Source organism: Schleiferilactobacillus harbinensis, from assembly GCF_008694105.1.
In the GTDB taxonomy this organism is placed as follows: Bacteria; Bacillota; Bacilli; order Lactobacillales; family Lactobacillaceae; genus Schleiferilactobacillus; species Schleiferilactobacillus harbinensis.
In genome coordinates, this window is sequence record NZ_CP041364.1 from 2497371 (window position 1) to 2513229 (window position 15859).

Here is a 15859-nt window from a genome sequence, read left to right on the forward strand (position 1 = left end):
TGCACGCGGTATTCCAGTCATTGTGAATAGTGGGTTAGCCCCCAACACCCTGATTTCATTCTCTGCCTGGGACTTTGGCTTTCGACCGGATGCTTCAATTTTCCGCTTCAACGGGACCCAGTTAACCCGTGGCGCTTCCTTCCAGGACGACTGGAACAACGGTAATGTTTACTACAACTCCAAAGATAACCCAACCTTCAGCATCAAAACCGTAGCCACCTCAGACTTCGTCCAGAGTGCTGGTATCCAAGGCTCTGCGGATAACGCATTCTCGCATACAGGCAAAATCAATACAGCCAAGCCCACCGCGGTAGTCACACATAATCTTTACAACGGGACTACGAACACCGTCACGATCGATTCGTCCCTGACCCTGGGGGATAAAAACGGTCAGCACGTGCATTTAACGGAACCGATTAAGATTATTGATGACGCAACCAAAAACGACATCACCAGTACCGCACAAATCACCTATTTGGATGCCGATGGCAAAAAAACAACCTATGATAAAGCCGCCAGCATCCAAATTGAACGCATTGCGGTGGGTGCTAAATCCGCTGTGACTGTCACCTCCAACATAAAGTTGGATGATGACCAGCTCAAGGACTCCGTCGTCGGCAAGAGCTACTCTTTCCCGGCCAGCGCCACAGTTTATGGTGCGGACGGCAAACCGATCAAGACAGACGAAGAGATCCCCCTGACGGCCACCCTAGTTCGCCAAGTGACCGAAAAGTGGCAGGTCGTCACCAAAGGCACTGATGGCAAACTGACCAGTTATGCGGATGGCAAGTACGACCAGTCGACCACCGGTATGGTCGGCAGCAATTACACTGCGACGCCTTTCAAAACTGGCCAAGCTGTTGACTCTGACCATTATATTACCCAAATTGTCGATGCTGCTGGGAAACCAGTCGATCCGACCACTTTGCAATACACTGATACCAGCAAAGACGCCCAGGGCAACGCAACCGGCGCTACGTATTATGCCGTGGTCAGCCCGACCAGCGAAACGACCACTAAGGATGTCACGTATACCGTGACCTTCAAAGGTGCGGGTACGGCAACCCCGCAACCGATCGTCAAAACTGTCACCTGGACGCACACCATCAATAACGTGGCCGGCACGCAAACCTGGACCCCCGGAACGGCCAGCGTTGCCACTGATGTACCGACCATTGACGGTTATGTTGCGGATAAGACCAAAGTCTTTACTGAAGCGCTAACCGCCAGTACCACTGAACCGACTGATCAAACCGAAACGGTCACGTATACGGTCAATGAAGCAACCGCGCCGGTGACGATTCATTCCAATTTGGGTGACTACACCGTCAAAGACGTCAAAGGCCAAGTCGGGACAGATATTGATGTTCCGGTGCCGCCAGTTGCCGGCTATACAGCCGATAAGCAAACCGTCAAAGCCCACGTCAACACCGATGGTACCATCACGGTCATTGACGGTGACCAAGGCGGCCAAGGATATGTTACCTACACACCGAATGAGATCACTGGCCCAGTAACCGTACCGACCAATCTTGGCGATAAAACAGTGCCGGACATCAAGGGCACCGTCAATAGTGATGTGCAAGTGCCCACCCCGGCTGTACAGGGGTACACCCCGGACAAGGATCATTTCACCGCCCACATTAATGCGGACGGGACGATCACCACGCAAGATAAGATCACGTATACACCTAACGCGGTTTTAGCCAACGTAACCATTCCCTCCAATAAGGGCCCGCAAGTAGTGAACGGCGTCAAGGGCACCGTCGGCACGGATATTGATGTCAACGTTCCAGAGTTGACCGGCTATACAGCGGATAAACAAACCGTCAAGGCCCACGTCAACGCGGACGGTACCATCACCGTACTGGATGGGGCTGCCAATGGTGCCGGGTATGTCACTTACACAGCGAATCAAGTCACCCTGCCCGTCACCGTACCGACCAATTTAGGCGACAAGACTATTGAGGTCGTTGGCCGCAGCGGCGAAACCGTCCAGGGCAAGGTGCCGGCGGTTGAAGGGTATACAGCAGATAAGGAAACCGTGACGGTGCATATCAGCGCCGACGGCACGACTGCCACAACTGACGAAAGCGTCACGTATACCCCTAATACCGTCACCGGTGATGTGCTGATTCACTCCAACATGGGTGATCAGATCGTGCCGAACGTGACCGGCAAAACCGGCGAGACTGTCAAAGTGACAGTCCCCGTCAAGCCGGGCTACACAGCGGATAAGACGACCGTCGACGCCACCGTGAACCCGAACGGAACCATTACTGTCATTGACGGCAGTCAAGGCGGCAAAGGCTTTGTCACCTATTCACCTAATGTCGTGACCGGCGACGTGACCGTTAAAACCAACCTGGGCGACAAGACCGTGCACAACGTCAGCGGCCGCGTGGGCAGTGATGTCCAAGTGGCGACGCCGGTCGTGCCGGGCTATACCGCGGACAAGGACCACTTCACCGCGCATATTAATGCCGATGGGACGATCACGACGACGGATACGATTACGTACACTAAGGTAAAGGATCCGGATCAGCCCGGTGGTAATCCCGGGCAGCCTGGGGGGAATCCGGACCAGCCAGGCGGCAATCCCGATCAACCCGGAGGGAACCCGGATCAACCGGGTGGCAATCCTGATCAGCCCGGAGGGAACCCAGATCAACCGGGTGGCAATCCCGATCAACCCGGAGGCAATCCGGACCAGCCAGGTGGTAAACCAGAGCAGCCGGGCAAACCTGGCGGCAACCCGAGTCAACCTGGGAAACCGGAAACCAAGCCGGATGAATCGGATAATATCCCAGGCCAAGGGAACCCGCCAGCGGGCAAGCAACCGGGCAAGCCGGATGAAACCGCCGGCACCGGCACGATTCAGCAGGTTGCACACGCGGCCGCTAACAAAGGCAAACTGCCGCAAACCGATGAAAGCCGCACAGATAGCAGACTGATGAGCGTTATTGGCCTTTCTCTGATTGGCCTAATGGGTGTGGTAAGCCTGATCGCATGGCGGCGCAACCGGGACACGACTGATTAATCTAAGCAGAATCACTAAAGGCGGGCTAAGCGGCCCGCCTTTGTTGTGTCCGAGTTTTCACTTCTGGCTCTGTTGATCTTGATTGCTCGCAGAATATAGATCCTTATGGAATGCTGCCAGATCCGCAAATTCATCAAATTCGCCATCCCGAATTTGCTTGTGCGCCAGCAAAGTGGCTTCGTCCAACGGGTCACGCAATGACACACTCATCCCCTCACTTTATTGATGTAATGTACCGCATCAAGCAGCCGCTGTGAACGGAAAACACTCGGTCGGCTTCCATGAGCTGATTTGTTCTTCTTTTCTCCCAGAAATTGTAAACTGACACCAGTGGTGCCTCACCAACTAGCCCATTGCGCTGGACTAACCTGGTAAAACACCGCAGTTCATTAAAAAGGGAGTGCGACCGATGCAGGGGGATTTAGGCAGTTACGATTATGTACAACGCGTTTACAACCAAAACATGCGCTTGGCAGCTTACAAGCTGCCGCCAACCGCACAGGACGGCACCATGACTTTCTTCGATGATGGTTTGATCACGTTAACCATGACGATTGCCCAGGGGCGCGTCACCAAGATCACGATCATCACGACGAATCCGCGGTCATCGGCCTACATGCAAGTTTTTGAAGGCTTTGAATTCGGCTTTAACGCCGTCAGCACCTGGATCCAAAATTACGAGGAAACTACCGCGGCCCATGGGCCCTCCCAGGGCGTCGTGAAGGGTATTCTGGCGGATTACAACACCACCGCCGATAATGTGCTGACGGTCAGTTTAACCCGCGTATCCGGTAAAGCGGTAACGTCAAAACCGCCATGGAAAAGTGAAGTTCAAAGTCAAAACCGTGGTTCAGGAGGTGGGCGGCAGAGATCAGTTTAATCAAAGAATGATTTTCCTTATTCAAACGATATTGATGCACTGATATCGGCGCTAGAATGTTTCTAACGCACACAAATAGAGCGCCTGAGATTTTCTTCGTCAGGTGATCAAGCAGCGACAGGCAGCTGTTCCTGAGCGAGTGCGATTAGTGCAAGCCACTTATCAAACATCCGCTCGTGGGCCAGCACTGCATCGATTGGCACAGGGACGTGATAGTTCAGCGCCTCGTGCGGCCGCAAGAAGTTGTAACACGCTGAGAACAGTGTTGTGTAGCTGGCTGAGCCTTTGGCTGAGCCGAAGCCGGTCGTTGAGCGGTAGTGGCCCTTATATTCGCGATTCAGACGTTCAATGATCTGTTTCAAGTAGCGAAACTCGGTAGAGACTTCGTCTTTGTTCTTCAGACCGATGACTTGTTTGATGTCGAAGTTGATGCCATGTTTGGCAAAGTAAATTCGGGCTACCTGATAGATGGGGTTCGCATCGACGATGAAGCGCAGCTTCTCGGGGATCACATCAAACTTCTGCAGTACCTGGTTGATCGCGATGGCCGCTGATTCGCTAGTGCGATGCGGTGTGACGTAATCGGCCAGAATCAGCTTGTTCAGGGCATCGTAGAAGTAAAAGATGTAGTTCCACTTGCCCTTCACGCGGATGTAGGTTTCGTCGCCAACCAGTTCCTCAGACAGCTTGTACGGATAGTTCGCCCAGAAAGGACGAACGACGGCGGCCACCGCTTCTTCATAGTTATGAATCGTCTGGTGCGAGATCTTGATACCGTGCACGTCGTACATCAGGGCCGCGGTCTTCCTGGCCGACATGCCGTAATTGATGTGGTAGGTCAAGACCAGACCCAATACTTGCGGTGTGGCGCGGATCCGGCCCAGGTCAACAGTTGTTTGAATTGGCGAGTCGGCGTCGACACTCTTCAGCTCAAAACGAAAATCCCGGTACGTATAGCGGACTTTAAACCGGGTTGGTTCGGCACTGAACGCGGCCAGTTGTTTGGGTGATAACTGAGCTACCTTGCCTTGGCGATACGAGCAATTGTCGTTTGGGCAGACCCAAACATCGAAGTTCACGCGCTTGTTATGCAGGTACAGTGCGTGTGTGCAATACGGACAGCGCAGTGATACGTCCTTCTTGTAGTCGCCGTCGCGTCGTTGAAACTTGAAGTGACAGACCTTGCACTCTAACTGACCGCCTTTGCCGTTGTTGGCGTAAAGGTAGTCGCTCGGTGCGTCGCACCGCGCACACCGAAGTGCTTGAAAATCAATCGGTTTGCGTCGACGCACAGCCTTGATGGGTTTGCCGGTATCCGTCAGGTGTTGGGCTAAAAGCTCTTGATAGTCCAGTTTCTCGGGCTGAATGTCTGCGGCCAGCAGGGGCACTGCTTCGTCTACTTCAAACTGGTTGAACCGTTTGTAGATTGGCTTGTCTGGCTGGGGCATGCGCGAGTTACTGATGAACTGGAACAGCCATAACGCCAACAAAATAATTAAACGGCGTTGGTACTTGATTATCTCAATTAAATACTGTATCAATAGTGTATGCACTCGGATTCCTCTTTTCGGAATTTCTTAGTTGTAGTTGTGTACACCTAGGATACCAGAACAAGAGAAAAATCCGGGTGTTTTTCTTTTGCCTGAAGGCAAGAAAAGCACCCGGAAAGCAGAAAGAAAGGTACGTCTTTTGACAGTACCGGTAAAGCAGAGGAGTGATCGATGATGAAAATAACGTTTATTGGGGTTGGCTTTATGGGATCTGAAATGATCCCGCACCTGGCAGCGGCCGGTTATGACGTCGTCATTTGGGATAAAGAGCCGCAAAAAACAGCGGCGCTGGCCGGGGAACACGTCATCGCTGCGACATCACTGGCCGAGGCGGTTCAGGCTTCTCGGGTCATCATTACGTCCGTCATGTCCGACGACGTCCCGGCGCTGCATGTCGGCCATGGTGCCGAAAAAGGCATCACCGACTTTTTGCAGCCTGGCAGTACATTGATCGTGACATCGACACTGGATCCAGAAAAGATTGCGACCATCAGCAAGGCATTGCCGGCTGATACCCATTTACTCGACGCCCCAATCATCGGCGGCGTCCGCTATGCTCGGGAAGGCTCGCTGGTGCTGATCGTTGGCGGTGACCAGGCCGTCTTTGATCAAGTTCAACCGATTCTATCGGTCTTTGGCACCGTCCGCTACGTCGGGCCGTCGGGCAATGGCGCCAAGCTGAAATTGATCACCAACGTGGCCATCATGGCTGCCGAAGCCGGGCTGCGGGAAACTCTGGACCTGGCCGATGCTTACGGCATCGACTACGATATCACCCTGGATCTGCTCCAACGCGGGCCGTTACAACCAGTGGTGAAGCGGGCCTTGGACGAAAGCAATCCGCGGCCGCTGAAGGATTCCGTAGCCGATGAAGTGGAACTGGTCAAGGCAACCGACGACCTGGTGGATCTGCCCATGGTCAAGGCCTCTTTGCGCCGGTTGCAGAAGGCCGTTGATGCGGTGGACGGCGAGGCACGGTTCAGCGATATCGTACACCACAACACGGCATTGGATCAGTTTAAACAGAAATAATCAAACGGATGATTGACTGTCTCCTAACGGGGACAGTTTTTTGTCGGTCGCCGGCTCAGCACCGCGGGTTCTATTTTCTGGTATAATAGCCCCCATTCACTGATAACGGAGGTTCTTTATGGCTGCTTTGATCATCACCCTCATCCTATTGCTCCTCATCCTCATCCTTGCCGGCCGGCTGCGGTATTTAGAAAGCCAAGCCGTGGACCGGCAGTTGCAAGCCCACGTCACCCAGAACGCGGCCAAGATCAAAGGGGCACGCCGTTTCTATTTGAAAACCTTATACCGCAGCAATCCCCCGCTGGGGTTGATTCGCATTGTCACGATCATCCTCACCGTCATCGCTGGGGCGGCCCTATTATGGACCGTGGCGGCGCAGCTAGCCGTCGCGGATGTCATCCCGGCCGGTGCGGCCGATTTTCTTTCTGATCTCTTCACGACTGAAACCGCGGAACGAAACACGGCGGCCTGGATTTTGGCCGGCAGTGCTCTGTTAGCCAGCGGTCTGCGCTGGTACACGATCAAGGCGCTGCACACCATTCAAGATGCCGAAGATACCGGTCAGATGCGGGATGTCTACACCACGCCCCGGGAGTTGCGGGTCAAAATGGATAGCACGCGCCAAGTACAACTGGTGCTGATCATGATCGGCGCCGTGATGGTAGCACTAGCCAGCCAGTTCAACCTCTACCCGGCAGATGCGGACACCACCGCCGATACCAGCCAATCGACGGCCCAGTCATCCGCATCGTCCGCATCCAGTCAGCAGTCCTCGGCAAACAGCACTGACACGAGTAATCCGGCCCCAAAGCAAGACCCCCATACCCCATTGGGAGCCTTGCAGGCGGCAAAAGACGCACCGCTGAGTGTGGCGGATAAACTAACCGACGCGGATCGGGCCACGTTGATCTTCATGGCCTATTGGGCGATGGAGGGTGAAGACCCGGCCACCCTATTCGACCGGGGCACTGCCGGTTCAGACTATTACTACCACATCATCCCCAACAACGGCCAGCCGCTGTACGTTTTCAACAGTCACACCCCGTCCAGCAATACAACCGCCAACATGTTTGTCGCCTGCGTGGATAACGGGGACGTCTGGTTCTATTCCCTTTACAACTCGCCCAGCCAAAGTCCGCATCTCAGCGACATCACCGCCCTGACCACCCAAAACGGCAGCGCCAGGCCGACGGACCAACCCTTGGCTAATCAGAGTTTTCGTTTCCGCCAGATGATTACGCTGAATTATCAGCAAACCGGGTATGCCCGGGTGCATCAGATCTTGCAAAATGGCTATGCGATGACGCTGTAACCATCAATTCAACAACTCTACCTGCCGCCGGATATCCCCGACGGCTTCTTTGTCGCCCGTAAAGATAATGTGATCGCCCAACTGAATCTGGGTATCCCCGTGGGGCGCAATAAACTCGTGATCCCGATAAATCTGACTGACCGTGATCTCATCAATAAACGGCAGATTCTTAAGCTGCATACCAGTGAACCGCCGGTTACGAACCACGATTTCATAAATTCCGGCCGTGGTATCGGACAGAATCCGCACCGTCGCCGGCGATTCGATCAGCGCCCGCAACAGCGAAATATTGGCCTCTAATGTATTGAATATCTCGACCCCTTGGGCGGTCAGCTCATCATACTCGTTGCTCTGGATATCCTTATTTTCAAACCGGGCGATGATCCGCGGCACCTTGGCAGTAATCGCCCATTGCGCCAGCTGGTAATTCTTGTCGTGGTCAAAATAGCCCAACACGACAATATCAGCCTGGAAAGCATCCGCTGCTTGCAGCTTAGCCGCGGTGAATTCGTCGAGGAAACGCACATTGGTCTCCGAATTGTAGGTCTTATACCGAGTCGCATCATCAGTATAGAGCGTAATGTCGTAGAATCCCTTGGTCAGCTGCTGGGCGATGGGGACGGTCAGAATATTGGTGCCAATGAAGTGGACCACCGTTTTTTGGTAATCTTCTTTTTCTTGCACGTAGAACGTATTAAAGAGAATCGGCGCGCCAAGACAAGTGATCACCGCCGCCAGGGTGAAGGCCCCGGCCTGCTGGCTGGTCACAATGCCGAGATTCCGCCCCACTGTGACCGCCGGTACGACCAGCGTAATCGTGGTCGAAATGAGAAAGGTCCCCGCAATCGCGTTGCGCGGCTGGAAGCGCCGGCGCAGGATCGGCCAAAGCAGGACTTTAGCCAGCAAAAAGCCGAGCAGGAGCAACGGAATCAAGCCCAGGCTGGCCGGGTCCGCCAGCAGTGTCCGCAGATTGATCTTGACCCCGGTCATAATGAAGAAAATGGGAATAAAGAAGCCGTAACCGATGCTGGTCAGCTTGTCCCGCGTTTCTTCCCGAGGATGGAGCAGTTTCATCACGATCCCAGCGAGAAACGCGCCTAGAATGGATTCCGCCCCCACTTGTGCGGCCACGGTGACCAGGGTCACGATCAAGAAGAACGCCAGGCGAATATCCAATTGCGTCGTACTCTTGTCGATTTGAGCGAACCACTGGTACGGCCGGCGAAATCGGAGCAAGAGAACGATTGCCGCCACGAAAATGAGCAAGAGCAGCCAAATGCTCTTGTCCGTGGGGTGGACCACGGCGGAATAAATCGTCAGCGCCAATAACGGCACGACTTCCCCCAAGGCGGCAATCAACAGCATCGTCTGGCCAAAGGGTTTGGATAGCAGTTCCTTTTCCTTTAGCGCCGCAATCACGACGCCCAGGGCGACGGTGGCAAAGACAATAGTCGCAAAAACCGGATGGCTGAACAAGCCAGTGGCCTGGAGCAGCAAGCTCGCCACCAAGGCCATACCGATCACACTGGCATAGGCCAGCAGCGCGATACTAACCGGACCAGGCTGCTGGCTGCCGTCTTTTTGCCGGCCAAATAGAGAAAAATCAATTTCCATCCCGGATAAAAAGATCAAGACGATCACGCCCAAACTGCTCAGTTGATTCAAGGCCGCATTCGTGGGGACCACGTTCAGCAGACTGGGACCCAGCAGGATGCCAGTGATGATCTCAGCCACCGCGGTGGGTACGTTGGTGATATGTAGGCGTGCCATCAGTAACGGGATCATTAATGCCGCAAGCAGCACAATGACCAGAGAAACACTTTCCATGAATGCACGCTCCTTAACTTAGTGATTTAAAATTGATGCCAATTCCTGCTGCAATTGCTGAATCGTTTCCGTCGTAGCTTCCGGATCTTGGAGCACCAGCTGGACTTGGGCTGCTAACTCTTTGCTTTGCGGCGTGGCCGGCCGCTCTAGCAACTGCCGCCAGCCGGTCATGAGGCCGGTCTTGTCCGGAGCGGCCACGAGATCTGCGATGGCCTGCCGGACTTGCTTCGCTGCAGTCGTCCGGGCCGCGTCGGTAAACTCAGTGGGGTGCGCTAAAATCAAATTCAGCCGGGCTAAGGAAAATTGCAGAGCCAGATGGCTGCGGACTGAAAAGTTGGGCGATTCCCACAACGTCCTGGCCACAAAGGCCAGCTGGGCTAGATCAGCCAACGGTGCAGGCGGGACCAGCAAAGCTGGTCGGTGACTCGGCGCGGTCACCAACGGCCCATTCTGCAAGGCAGTTAACAACTGTGCGCGGCCAGCCTGCATGGCAGTGATCTCCGCGGCGGTATACAGCGGTGCAGACGGTGCCTGCGTCCCGCCGTCGGTGCGGGGATCATCAAACAAATGCTGGTCAAAGCGCTGATCCAGCCTTTCTGCCAACGCTGCCAGCACGGTATCATACCGTGCCGCCAGGTGCCCCGCCGCGATCTGCTGACGTGCCGTCTGCATCAGCGCCGCCGTGGTCGGTACAACCACCTGAAAATCATACTGCGGCAGCGGTGTCTGATCGACAAAATCCCAGGCCGCCCACCGCTGGTCAGCTGCGCCCAGTGTCGTGATGAAGCCCAGACCATGACCCACATGGCCGTTTTCACTCACGGCTAATGCCGGCAGATCAATTGCCGTACCAAAGGGCCGCTCAACTACGCCGGTCACGCCGAAACCATTATGGATATGACCAGAAATAAAGTACGTATTGGGATACGCCGTCAGGATCTGCTTCAACGCCTGGTCTTCTAGCCCAATACCCCCGCCAAAGTTGCCGCGCCAAAGTTGCCGCGCCAATGGGTCTGGCGCAGCGGCTGGTGACAGAAGATCAGCGTCGGCTGACCGGTGGCCGCCGCCTGGGCCAATTGATCAGTTAGCCAAGTTAAGGTCTCTGGACTGAAATAGGCCGAATCTTTCAGCCCCTTTTCAGTATTGAGAAAAATAAGCTGGTATGCCGCCAAATGAACGACAAAGCTTAGAGCCTGCCGATCAATTTCCGGCAGGGACTGCAAATATTGCGTATAGAAAGATTCCGTCACCGCATGGAAATGCTGCGGATCAGCCTGCTCGCTGTTATCCCAGTCCGGCCAATGCGGCCCGCGGACATCATGGTTGCCCAACGTCGCCCAGGTCCGCCGGGCAAAGGGGCTGGCGGCAATGATGTCGTTGAATTCTCGAAATTGCTCAGCCGTGCCCGTGTCGGTCAAATCACCGTTGACCACCAAATGGGCCGCCGGAGCCTGTTCTGCCGCCGTTTGCAGGGCACGGACCACTGTTTGATACCGCTCTGGCTGACCATTGAGATGCAGATCCGAAAGGACGATCAATTGGGGTGCTATCTGCTTAGTCATCAACTCACCTCTCTATTGCCTCCGATTATATGCGTTTAGCTGGTACTTTCCCACCCAACTGCGGGTAGCCATGGGGCCCATCTTTCTGTACCGCCTGTACCGGCCATTGGTCCGCCGGCACAGCCGGCGTGGTGAGAAAACTGTCATCATAGGGATGCCCAATCTGGGTCTTGCCATGCTCATCGATCAGCGCGTGCAATTCGCGCGCCTCGTTCAAAGTGAGCGTCTCGGCGAAAGGCTGGAGCGCGTCATGCATCGCCGCGTAAGTCTTATACACCCCCAACCCGATGCGCTGGCTCAACCGGCGGGCGTATTCATCTCCGACAAACGTCTTTTTGCCGAAGGTGTACATCAGCATCACGTCCGCTGTTTCCGGACCAATGCCCTTTAATGCCAGCAACTGCGCCCGCAACTGGTCAGCTGGCCGGGCGCTAATCGCGGCAAAATCGCCGCCGGCTTCCTTAAACCACGTCAGCAAGCCGCGCAGATGGGCCGTTTTCTGCAAATAGAACCGGGCCGGACGGATCCGCTCGGCCAATTCCTCCGGGGTCAGGGCCAGCAGCTGATCGACGCTCAAAACATCCTGTAAATTATTCATTGCCAGGGCCACATTACGAGCGTTGGTCTGCTGGACCAGGACCATCATCAGCCAATCCCCCAGCTGGTCCTCCTGCCACCAATGCTGCGGGCCGTAATGGGCAGCTAAATTATCAAAAACAATGCGCCACGGTGCGGTCATCGGTTATCTCCCCCTTTTGTATGATTCACTATAGCACGGCAAATCGCCCTATCCGCCTGGTTTTGCTCACAAAAAGACCAGCCACTGGGGAGGAATGGCTGGTCTTGGGGAGGAAAATCGTGAAGAAAAAGTTGGTTGTGTTGTTAGGTAGGTGTCTCACGCAGCGATGGATGACGGGTCTAGAAGCCGTCGTTGATCGCCGTTACATTGAACTGTCATCGCATCACTCCTTTACTTGTTTACAGTGTCTACAATACCGGCGAAATGTGATGAATCAATGATCCTTCTATGGTCAATCGGTTATTCTTTTGCGCCCTGCTGATGATCGGGCGGCCGCACCGTCAGCATCGCCGCCACCCCCACCAGATGGGCCAGAAAAAGGATCAAGAACGTCCAATTATAATTAACCGCCGTGATCAGCGCACCGCCGGCCAGGGGACCGATCGCCCGGCCCAGCGAACCGGACAAACTGGTTAAGGATTGCAGCATCCCCCGGTTGCGGTCGGTCGCATATCGGTTGATCAAAGACGGCGCCGCCGTCAAGGCCAGAATCTCGCCCAGCGTGACCACGATGATCCCCAGCACGAACCGCCAATAGTCCGCAGCCCCCACGATAATCAGGTAAGAGAGACCGAATAGGATGCTGCCGGCGATGACCTTGACTTTATCATGGACAAAGCTCGGCGCAATCAATCGGTTGGCAATCGGCTGTAAGAGAATAATTTCGACCGTATTCACCGTGAACAGCAGGCTGTATTTCTCCACACTGATGCCGTGGTGCAGCATCAAGACCGATACATTACTGTTCCACTGCTCGTAGCCGATCCATATAATGATCAGCATCCCGGCAATGGCCGCTAAACTGCCCAGCAGCCGGCGATCAATGGGCCCCCGTTGGCGCTCGCTGGGCGCCGGGGCACGGTCAATATTTTGAAAAGCCCGCATAATCACCGCAAAGGTGACTGCAAACAGCAGCGCCGCCCCGCCAAAAACCCAGCGAATACCCTGGCGGAATAGAAAGCCGCTGCTGGCCGTGGCAATCCCCATGCCAACACTGGCGATCCAGTAGCCTTGGTTAAAAATGTTGGCATTGACCCGTTGATGATACGCAATATACCCATTCATCGCGGCATTCAAAATGCCGAGACCTAACCCGTAAAGAATCTCCAGCAAAGCAAAAATCGGCCACGCCGGCCAGATAGTCAGTGCCAGCAGGGCGAAGACGGTCAGTATATTACCGGCAAACAGCACCTGCCGGGGCTGGGCATGATCAAACCACCAGCCGGCCAGTATGTTCCCCACCGTCATAGCTAAAGAGAAACCCATTAATACCGCTCCGGCGGTAACTAAGCTTTCATGCAGATTTTGATGAATATACAGCGTCGTGATCGGCATGATCAAACCAATGCCCATATTGATGCCGCCATTGGCAAAAAGAATCGCGCCAGTCTTTGTTTCGGCCATTGCATGTACCTCCTCGAACGCTCTCTATCATAGCAAAAAAAGACCACCGTCCGGGGAGGTAGACGGTGGTCAGATGAGGATTGGGGAGGAAAAATCATCATGAAGAAAAAGTTGGATATTGGCTAGTGTGCGGCCGCCTGATTGCGGCTGGAGGAGGACGACGGGTCTAGAAACCGTATGTCCTGCTCACGTTGGTTATCAATCATCGCCTCACTCCTTTCTGTTGATGATTTATATACTACGGGATAGATGTGGCGAAACTTTGCCCGTTTCGGGAACCTTTTGTCACCAATTTCTGGTCAATCTGTGCCCGCCGCCCGGTATACTGGGGGCGGAGGTGTTGTTTGTGATCGACAGTCATTTTCATATCGCCGGAGATACCGGCCTGCTAACCCATTTAGCCCAGCACCATGTTGCCGGCATCGTGAATAGTCAAAATCCCACTGAATGGGCGGCTATTCAGCAGTGGCAAGATAATCACCCAGCGGCAGCCATCACGGTGTCTGCCGGCGTCCATCCTTGGGACGTGGACCGCTTAACGCCCGGCGCCATGAAGCCGTTTTTGACCCAAGCGCCCGTCATCGGCGAAATTGGGCTGGACACGGCCTGGACCAAGAATCCGCTCAGCCAGCAGCGGGTTGCCTTCGTACAGCAGCTGGCCTGGGCCAGGGACTGGCACAAGCCGGTGATCTTGCACACTAAGGGCGCCGAAAAGGAAATCCTATCTACGATCCGCCAATTTCCTAATCGTTACTATGTCCATTGGTATGACAGTCCAAACTATTTAGCCGACTACCTCCGCCTCGACACCTATTTCTCGGTCGGCCCCTCCCTTGGCCTTGATCCAACCGTGACGGGGCTGGCCGAAACAGTCCCCTTAGATCGGCTGCTTCTAGAATCTGATGGCCTTGAATCAATCACCTGGGCGACCGGGCAGAAAGCTGATGCCTACACAGACTACGATCGCTTCATGACCGGTTTGCTGACCCGGCTGGCGCAATTGCGCGGCCTGCCGCCCACGGCTTTGGCGGACCAGCTCAGGGCCAATCTGACCCGCTTTTTGGCAAAAGAATAGCATCCCAGTCAGAACCGGGATGCCATCAGAATCACAATTGAATTAACGAACCAAATAGCCGCCGTCCACTGGTACGATGGCCCCGTTCAAATAGTTGGCGGCATCGCTGGCCAAGAATACAGCAATGCCCATGAGTTCATAAGGTTCTGCCCAGTGGCCTGCTGGGATCCGATCCAAGATTTCTTGGTTCCGGGCTTTATCGGCCCGAATCGGAGCCGTGTTGGCGGTCTTAATATAGCCTGGTGCAATGGCATTGACCTGAATATTGTAGGCGCCCAGTTCGCTGGCGAAGGCCTTGGTCAGACCGGCCACACCATGCTTGGCGGCCGTGTAGGACGGAATAAACTTGCCGCCTTGGAACGACAGCATGGACCCGATGTTGATGATCTTACCGGACTTCTGCTTTGCCATGACCTTGGCCGCCGCTAGGCTCAAGTGGTAGACCGCAGACAGGTTGATCGCAATGACATTGTCCCAGTCCTGATCCTTGCTTTCCAGTAACGGATTGCGCTTGATCATGCCCGCGTTGTTCACCAAGATGTCAATGCGGCCAAACTTATCTAAAGCCGTCTGGATGACCTTGTCTGCTGCATCCGGCGTCGTTAAATCGACTTGCATGAATTCGACCCGGCGGCCGCGTTTCTCCACCATGGCCCGGGTCTCAGCCCACTGCTCCGTGCCATGACCGGCCACCAACACATCAGCGCCGGCTTCGGCCAAAGCCACCGTATACCCCTGGCCCAGGCCGGTATTCCCGCCAGTCACAATGGCCACTTTGCCGTCCAGTTTGAACCAGTTCATCTTGAATTGGTCCAATTCTTTTTCGTGTTGTGCAATTTCTTCTGCAGATTCTGCCATATAAAATCCCTCCTGCATTAATTTCTTATATAGAAACCTTGTTTCTTATTTGTACATATCCATCATATCAAGCCGCACCAAAAAAGCAACCCCTTTATACCGGGATTGCTTCCGCTTTCTTACCCATAAAAATGCATAATTAAGTTATTCCCGCCGCTCAGACTCAAGTAATACATCACCACGACGATGGCATTGACAGCAAAAGACATCAACACGATGCCATAGCGCAGTGTATAGGGCCGGTAGCCTTCATTGCCGCGAAACCGCAGCCGGCGGCGGCCGCCATAGGCAATACTCATGAGCAGCAGCACGATGGCCGCTGCTGCCTGCAAGGCTAGGCCCCAAAATGGCACCCGGGCGGCGCCGGAATTCAAAATGATGAAATACCCGCCCAACGTCACGGCATCGATCAAAATCGCCAATAATGGCATAGAACATCCCCCAATTCAGTTTTTCTTTAGTGTATCGATATCTCAATTTTCGCACCTCAGCCGTTAGACCGATGTGACAAAACTGTTAG

General features: G+C 54.5%; 13 protein-coding genes and 1 pseudogene. 5 read left to right on the plus strand and 9 right to left on the minus strand.

Annotated features, from left to right (window positions below):
* The first annotated feature begins 22 nt into the window (after positions 1–22).
* Positions 23–3040, plus strand: coding sequence for a mucin-binding protein (locus FMM01_RS12315; RefSeq protein ID WP_150392718.1), 3018 nt, complete (start codon positions 23–25; stop codon positions 3038–3040).
* Positions 3041–3097: 57 nt separating this feature from the next.
* Here FMM01_RS12315 and FMM01_RS16320 read toward each other — a convergent pair whose 3' ends face one another.
* Positions 3098–3244, minus strand: coding sequence for a hypothetical protein (locus FMM01_RS16320; RefSeq protein ID WP_190973364.1), 147 nt, complete (start codon positions 3242–3244; stop codon positions 3098–3100).
* A gap of 205 nt (positions 3245–3449) precedes the next feature.
* On the opposite strand from FMM01_RS16320, the pseudogene FMM01_RS12320 reads away from it, so the two are divergent.
* A pseudogene (locus tag FMM01_RS12320) lies at positions 3450–3842 on the plus strand (hypothetical protein); the annotation flags it as partial.
* Positions 3843–4027: 185 nt separating this feature from the next.
* On the opposite strand, the gene FMM01_RS12325 reads toward FMM01_RS12320, so the two are convergent.
* Entirely contained in the window at positions 4028–5473 is a 1446-nt protein-coding gene (locus tag FMM01_RS12325; RefSeq protein ID WP_150392454.1) for a DDE-type integrase/transposase/recombinase, read from the minus strand.
* Positions 5474–5644: 171 nt separating this feature from the next.
* Between FMM01_RS12325 and FMM01_RS12330 the strand changes: the two genes are divergently transcribed.
* Together FMM01_RS12330 and FMM01_RS12335 are read left to right on the plus strand one after the other, a co-directional pair.
* Positions 5645–6502, plus strand: a complete 858-nt coding sequence (locus tag FMM01_RS12330) for an NAD(P)-dependent oxidoreductase (RefSeq protein WP_150393289.1) — start codon at positions 5645–5647, stop codon at positions 6500–6502.
* Between the two features lie 118 nt (positions 6503–6620).
* Complete coding sequence (locus tag FMM01_RS12335) at positions 6621–7814, plus strand: hypothetical protein (RefSeq protein ID WP_150392719.1); 1194 nt, start codon at positions 6621–6623, stop codon at positions 7812–7814.
* Positions 7815–7817: 3 nt separating this feature from the next.
* Here the strand turns inward: FMM01_RS12335 and FMM01_RS12340 are convergent, their stop codons facing one another.
* From FMM01_RS12340 to FMM01_RS12360, 5 genes are all read right to left on the minus strand, one after another.
* Positions 7818–9641, minus strand: coding sequence for a cation:proton antiporter domain-containing protein (locus FMM01_RS12340; protein ID WP_150392720.1), 1824 nt, complete (start codon positions 9639–9641; stop codon positions 7818–7820).
* Positions 9642–9659: 18 nt separating this feature from the next.
* The gene (locus FMM01_RS12345; protein ID WP_150392721.1) at positions 9660–10589 is read right to left on the minus strand and encodes a hypothetical protein; all 930 of its coding nucleotides are present in this window, start codon (positions 10587–10589) and stop codon (positions 9660–9662) included.
* Positions 10590–10600: 11 nt separating this feature from the next.
* The gene (locus tag FMM01_RS12350; RefSeq protein ID WP_150392722.1) at positions 10601–11203 is read right to left on the minus strand and encodes a metallophosphoesterase family protein; all 603 of its coding nucleotides are present in this window, start codon (positions 11201–11203) and stop codon (positions 10601–10603) included.
* Between the two features lie 25 nt (positions 11204–11228).
* Positions 11229–11942 carry an endonuclease III domain-containing protein gene (locus FMM01_RS12355; RefSeq protein WP_150392723.1) on the minus strand — a complete coding sequence of 238 codons (714 nt, stop codon included), beginning with the start codon at positions 11940–11942 and terminating at the stop codon, positions 11229–11231.
* Between the two features lie 300 nt (positions 11943–12242).
* Entirely contained in the window at positions 12243–13406 is a 1164-nt protein-coding gene (locus tag FMM01_RS12360; protein WP_150392724.1) for an MFS transporter, read from the minus strand.
* Between the two features lie 346 nt (positions 13407–13752).
* On the opposite strand from FMM01_RS12360, the gene FMM01_RS12365 reads away from it, so the two are divergent.
* On the plus strand, positions 13753–14481 hold the full coding sequence (locus tag FMM01_RS12365) for a TatD family hydrolase (protein ID WP_190973365.1): 729 nt from the start codon (positions 13753–13755) through the stop codon (positions 14479–14481).
* A gap of 42 nt (positions 14482–14523) precedes the next feature.
* Here FMM01_RS12365 and kduD read toward each other — a convergent pair whose 3' ends face one another.
* Complete coding sequence (gene kduD / locus FMM01_RS12370) at positions 14524–15339, minus strand: 2-dehydro-3-deoxy-D-gluconate 5-dehydrogenase KduD (protein ID WP_150392726.1); 816 nt, start codon at positions 15337–15339, stop codon at positions 14524–14526.
* Positions 15340–15458: 119 nt separating this feature from the next.
* Positions 15459–15770 carry a hypothetical protein gene (locus FMM01_RS12375; RefSeq protein ID WP_150392727.1) on the minus strand — a complete coding sequence of 104 codons (312 nt, stop codon included), beginning with the start codon at positions 15768–15770 and terminating at the stop codon, positions 15459–15461.
* Positions 15771–15859 lie beyond the last annotated feature (89 nt).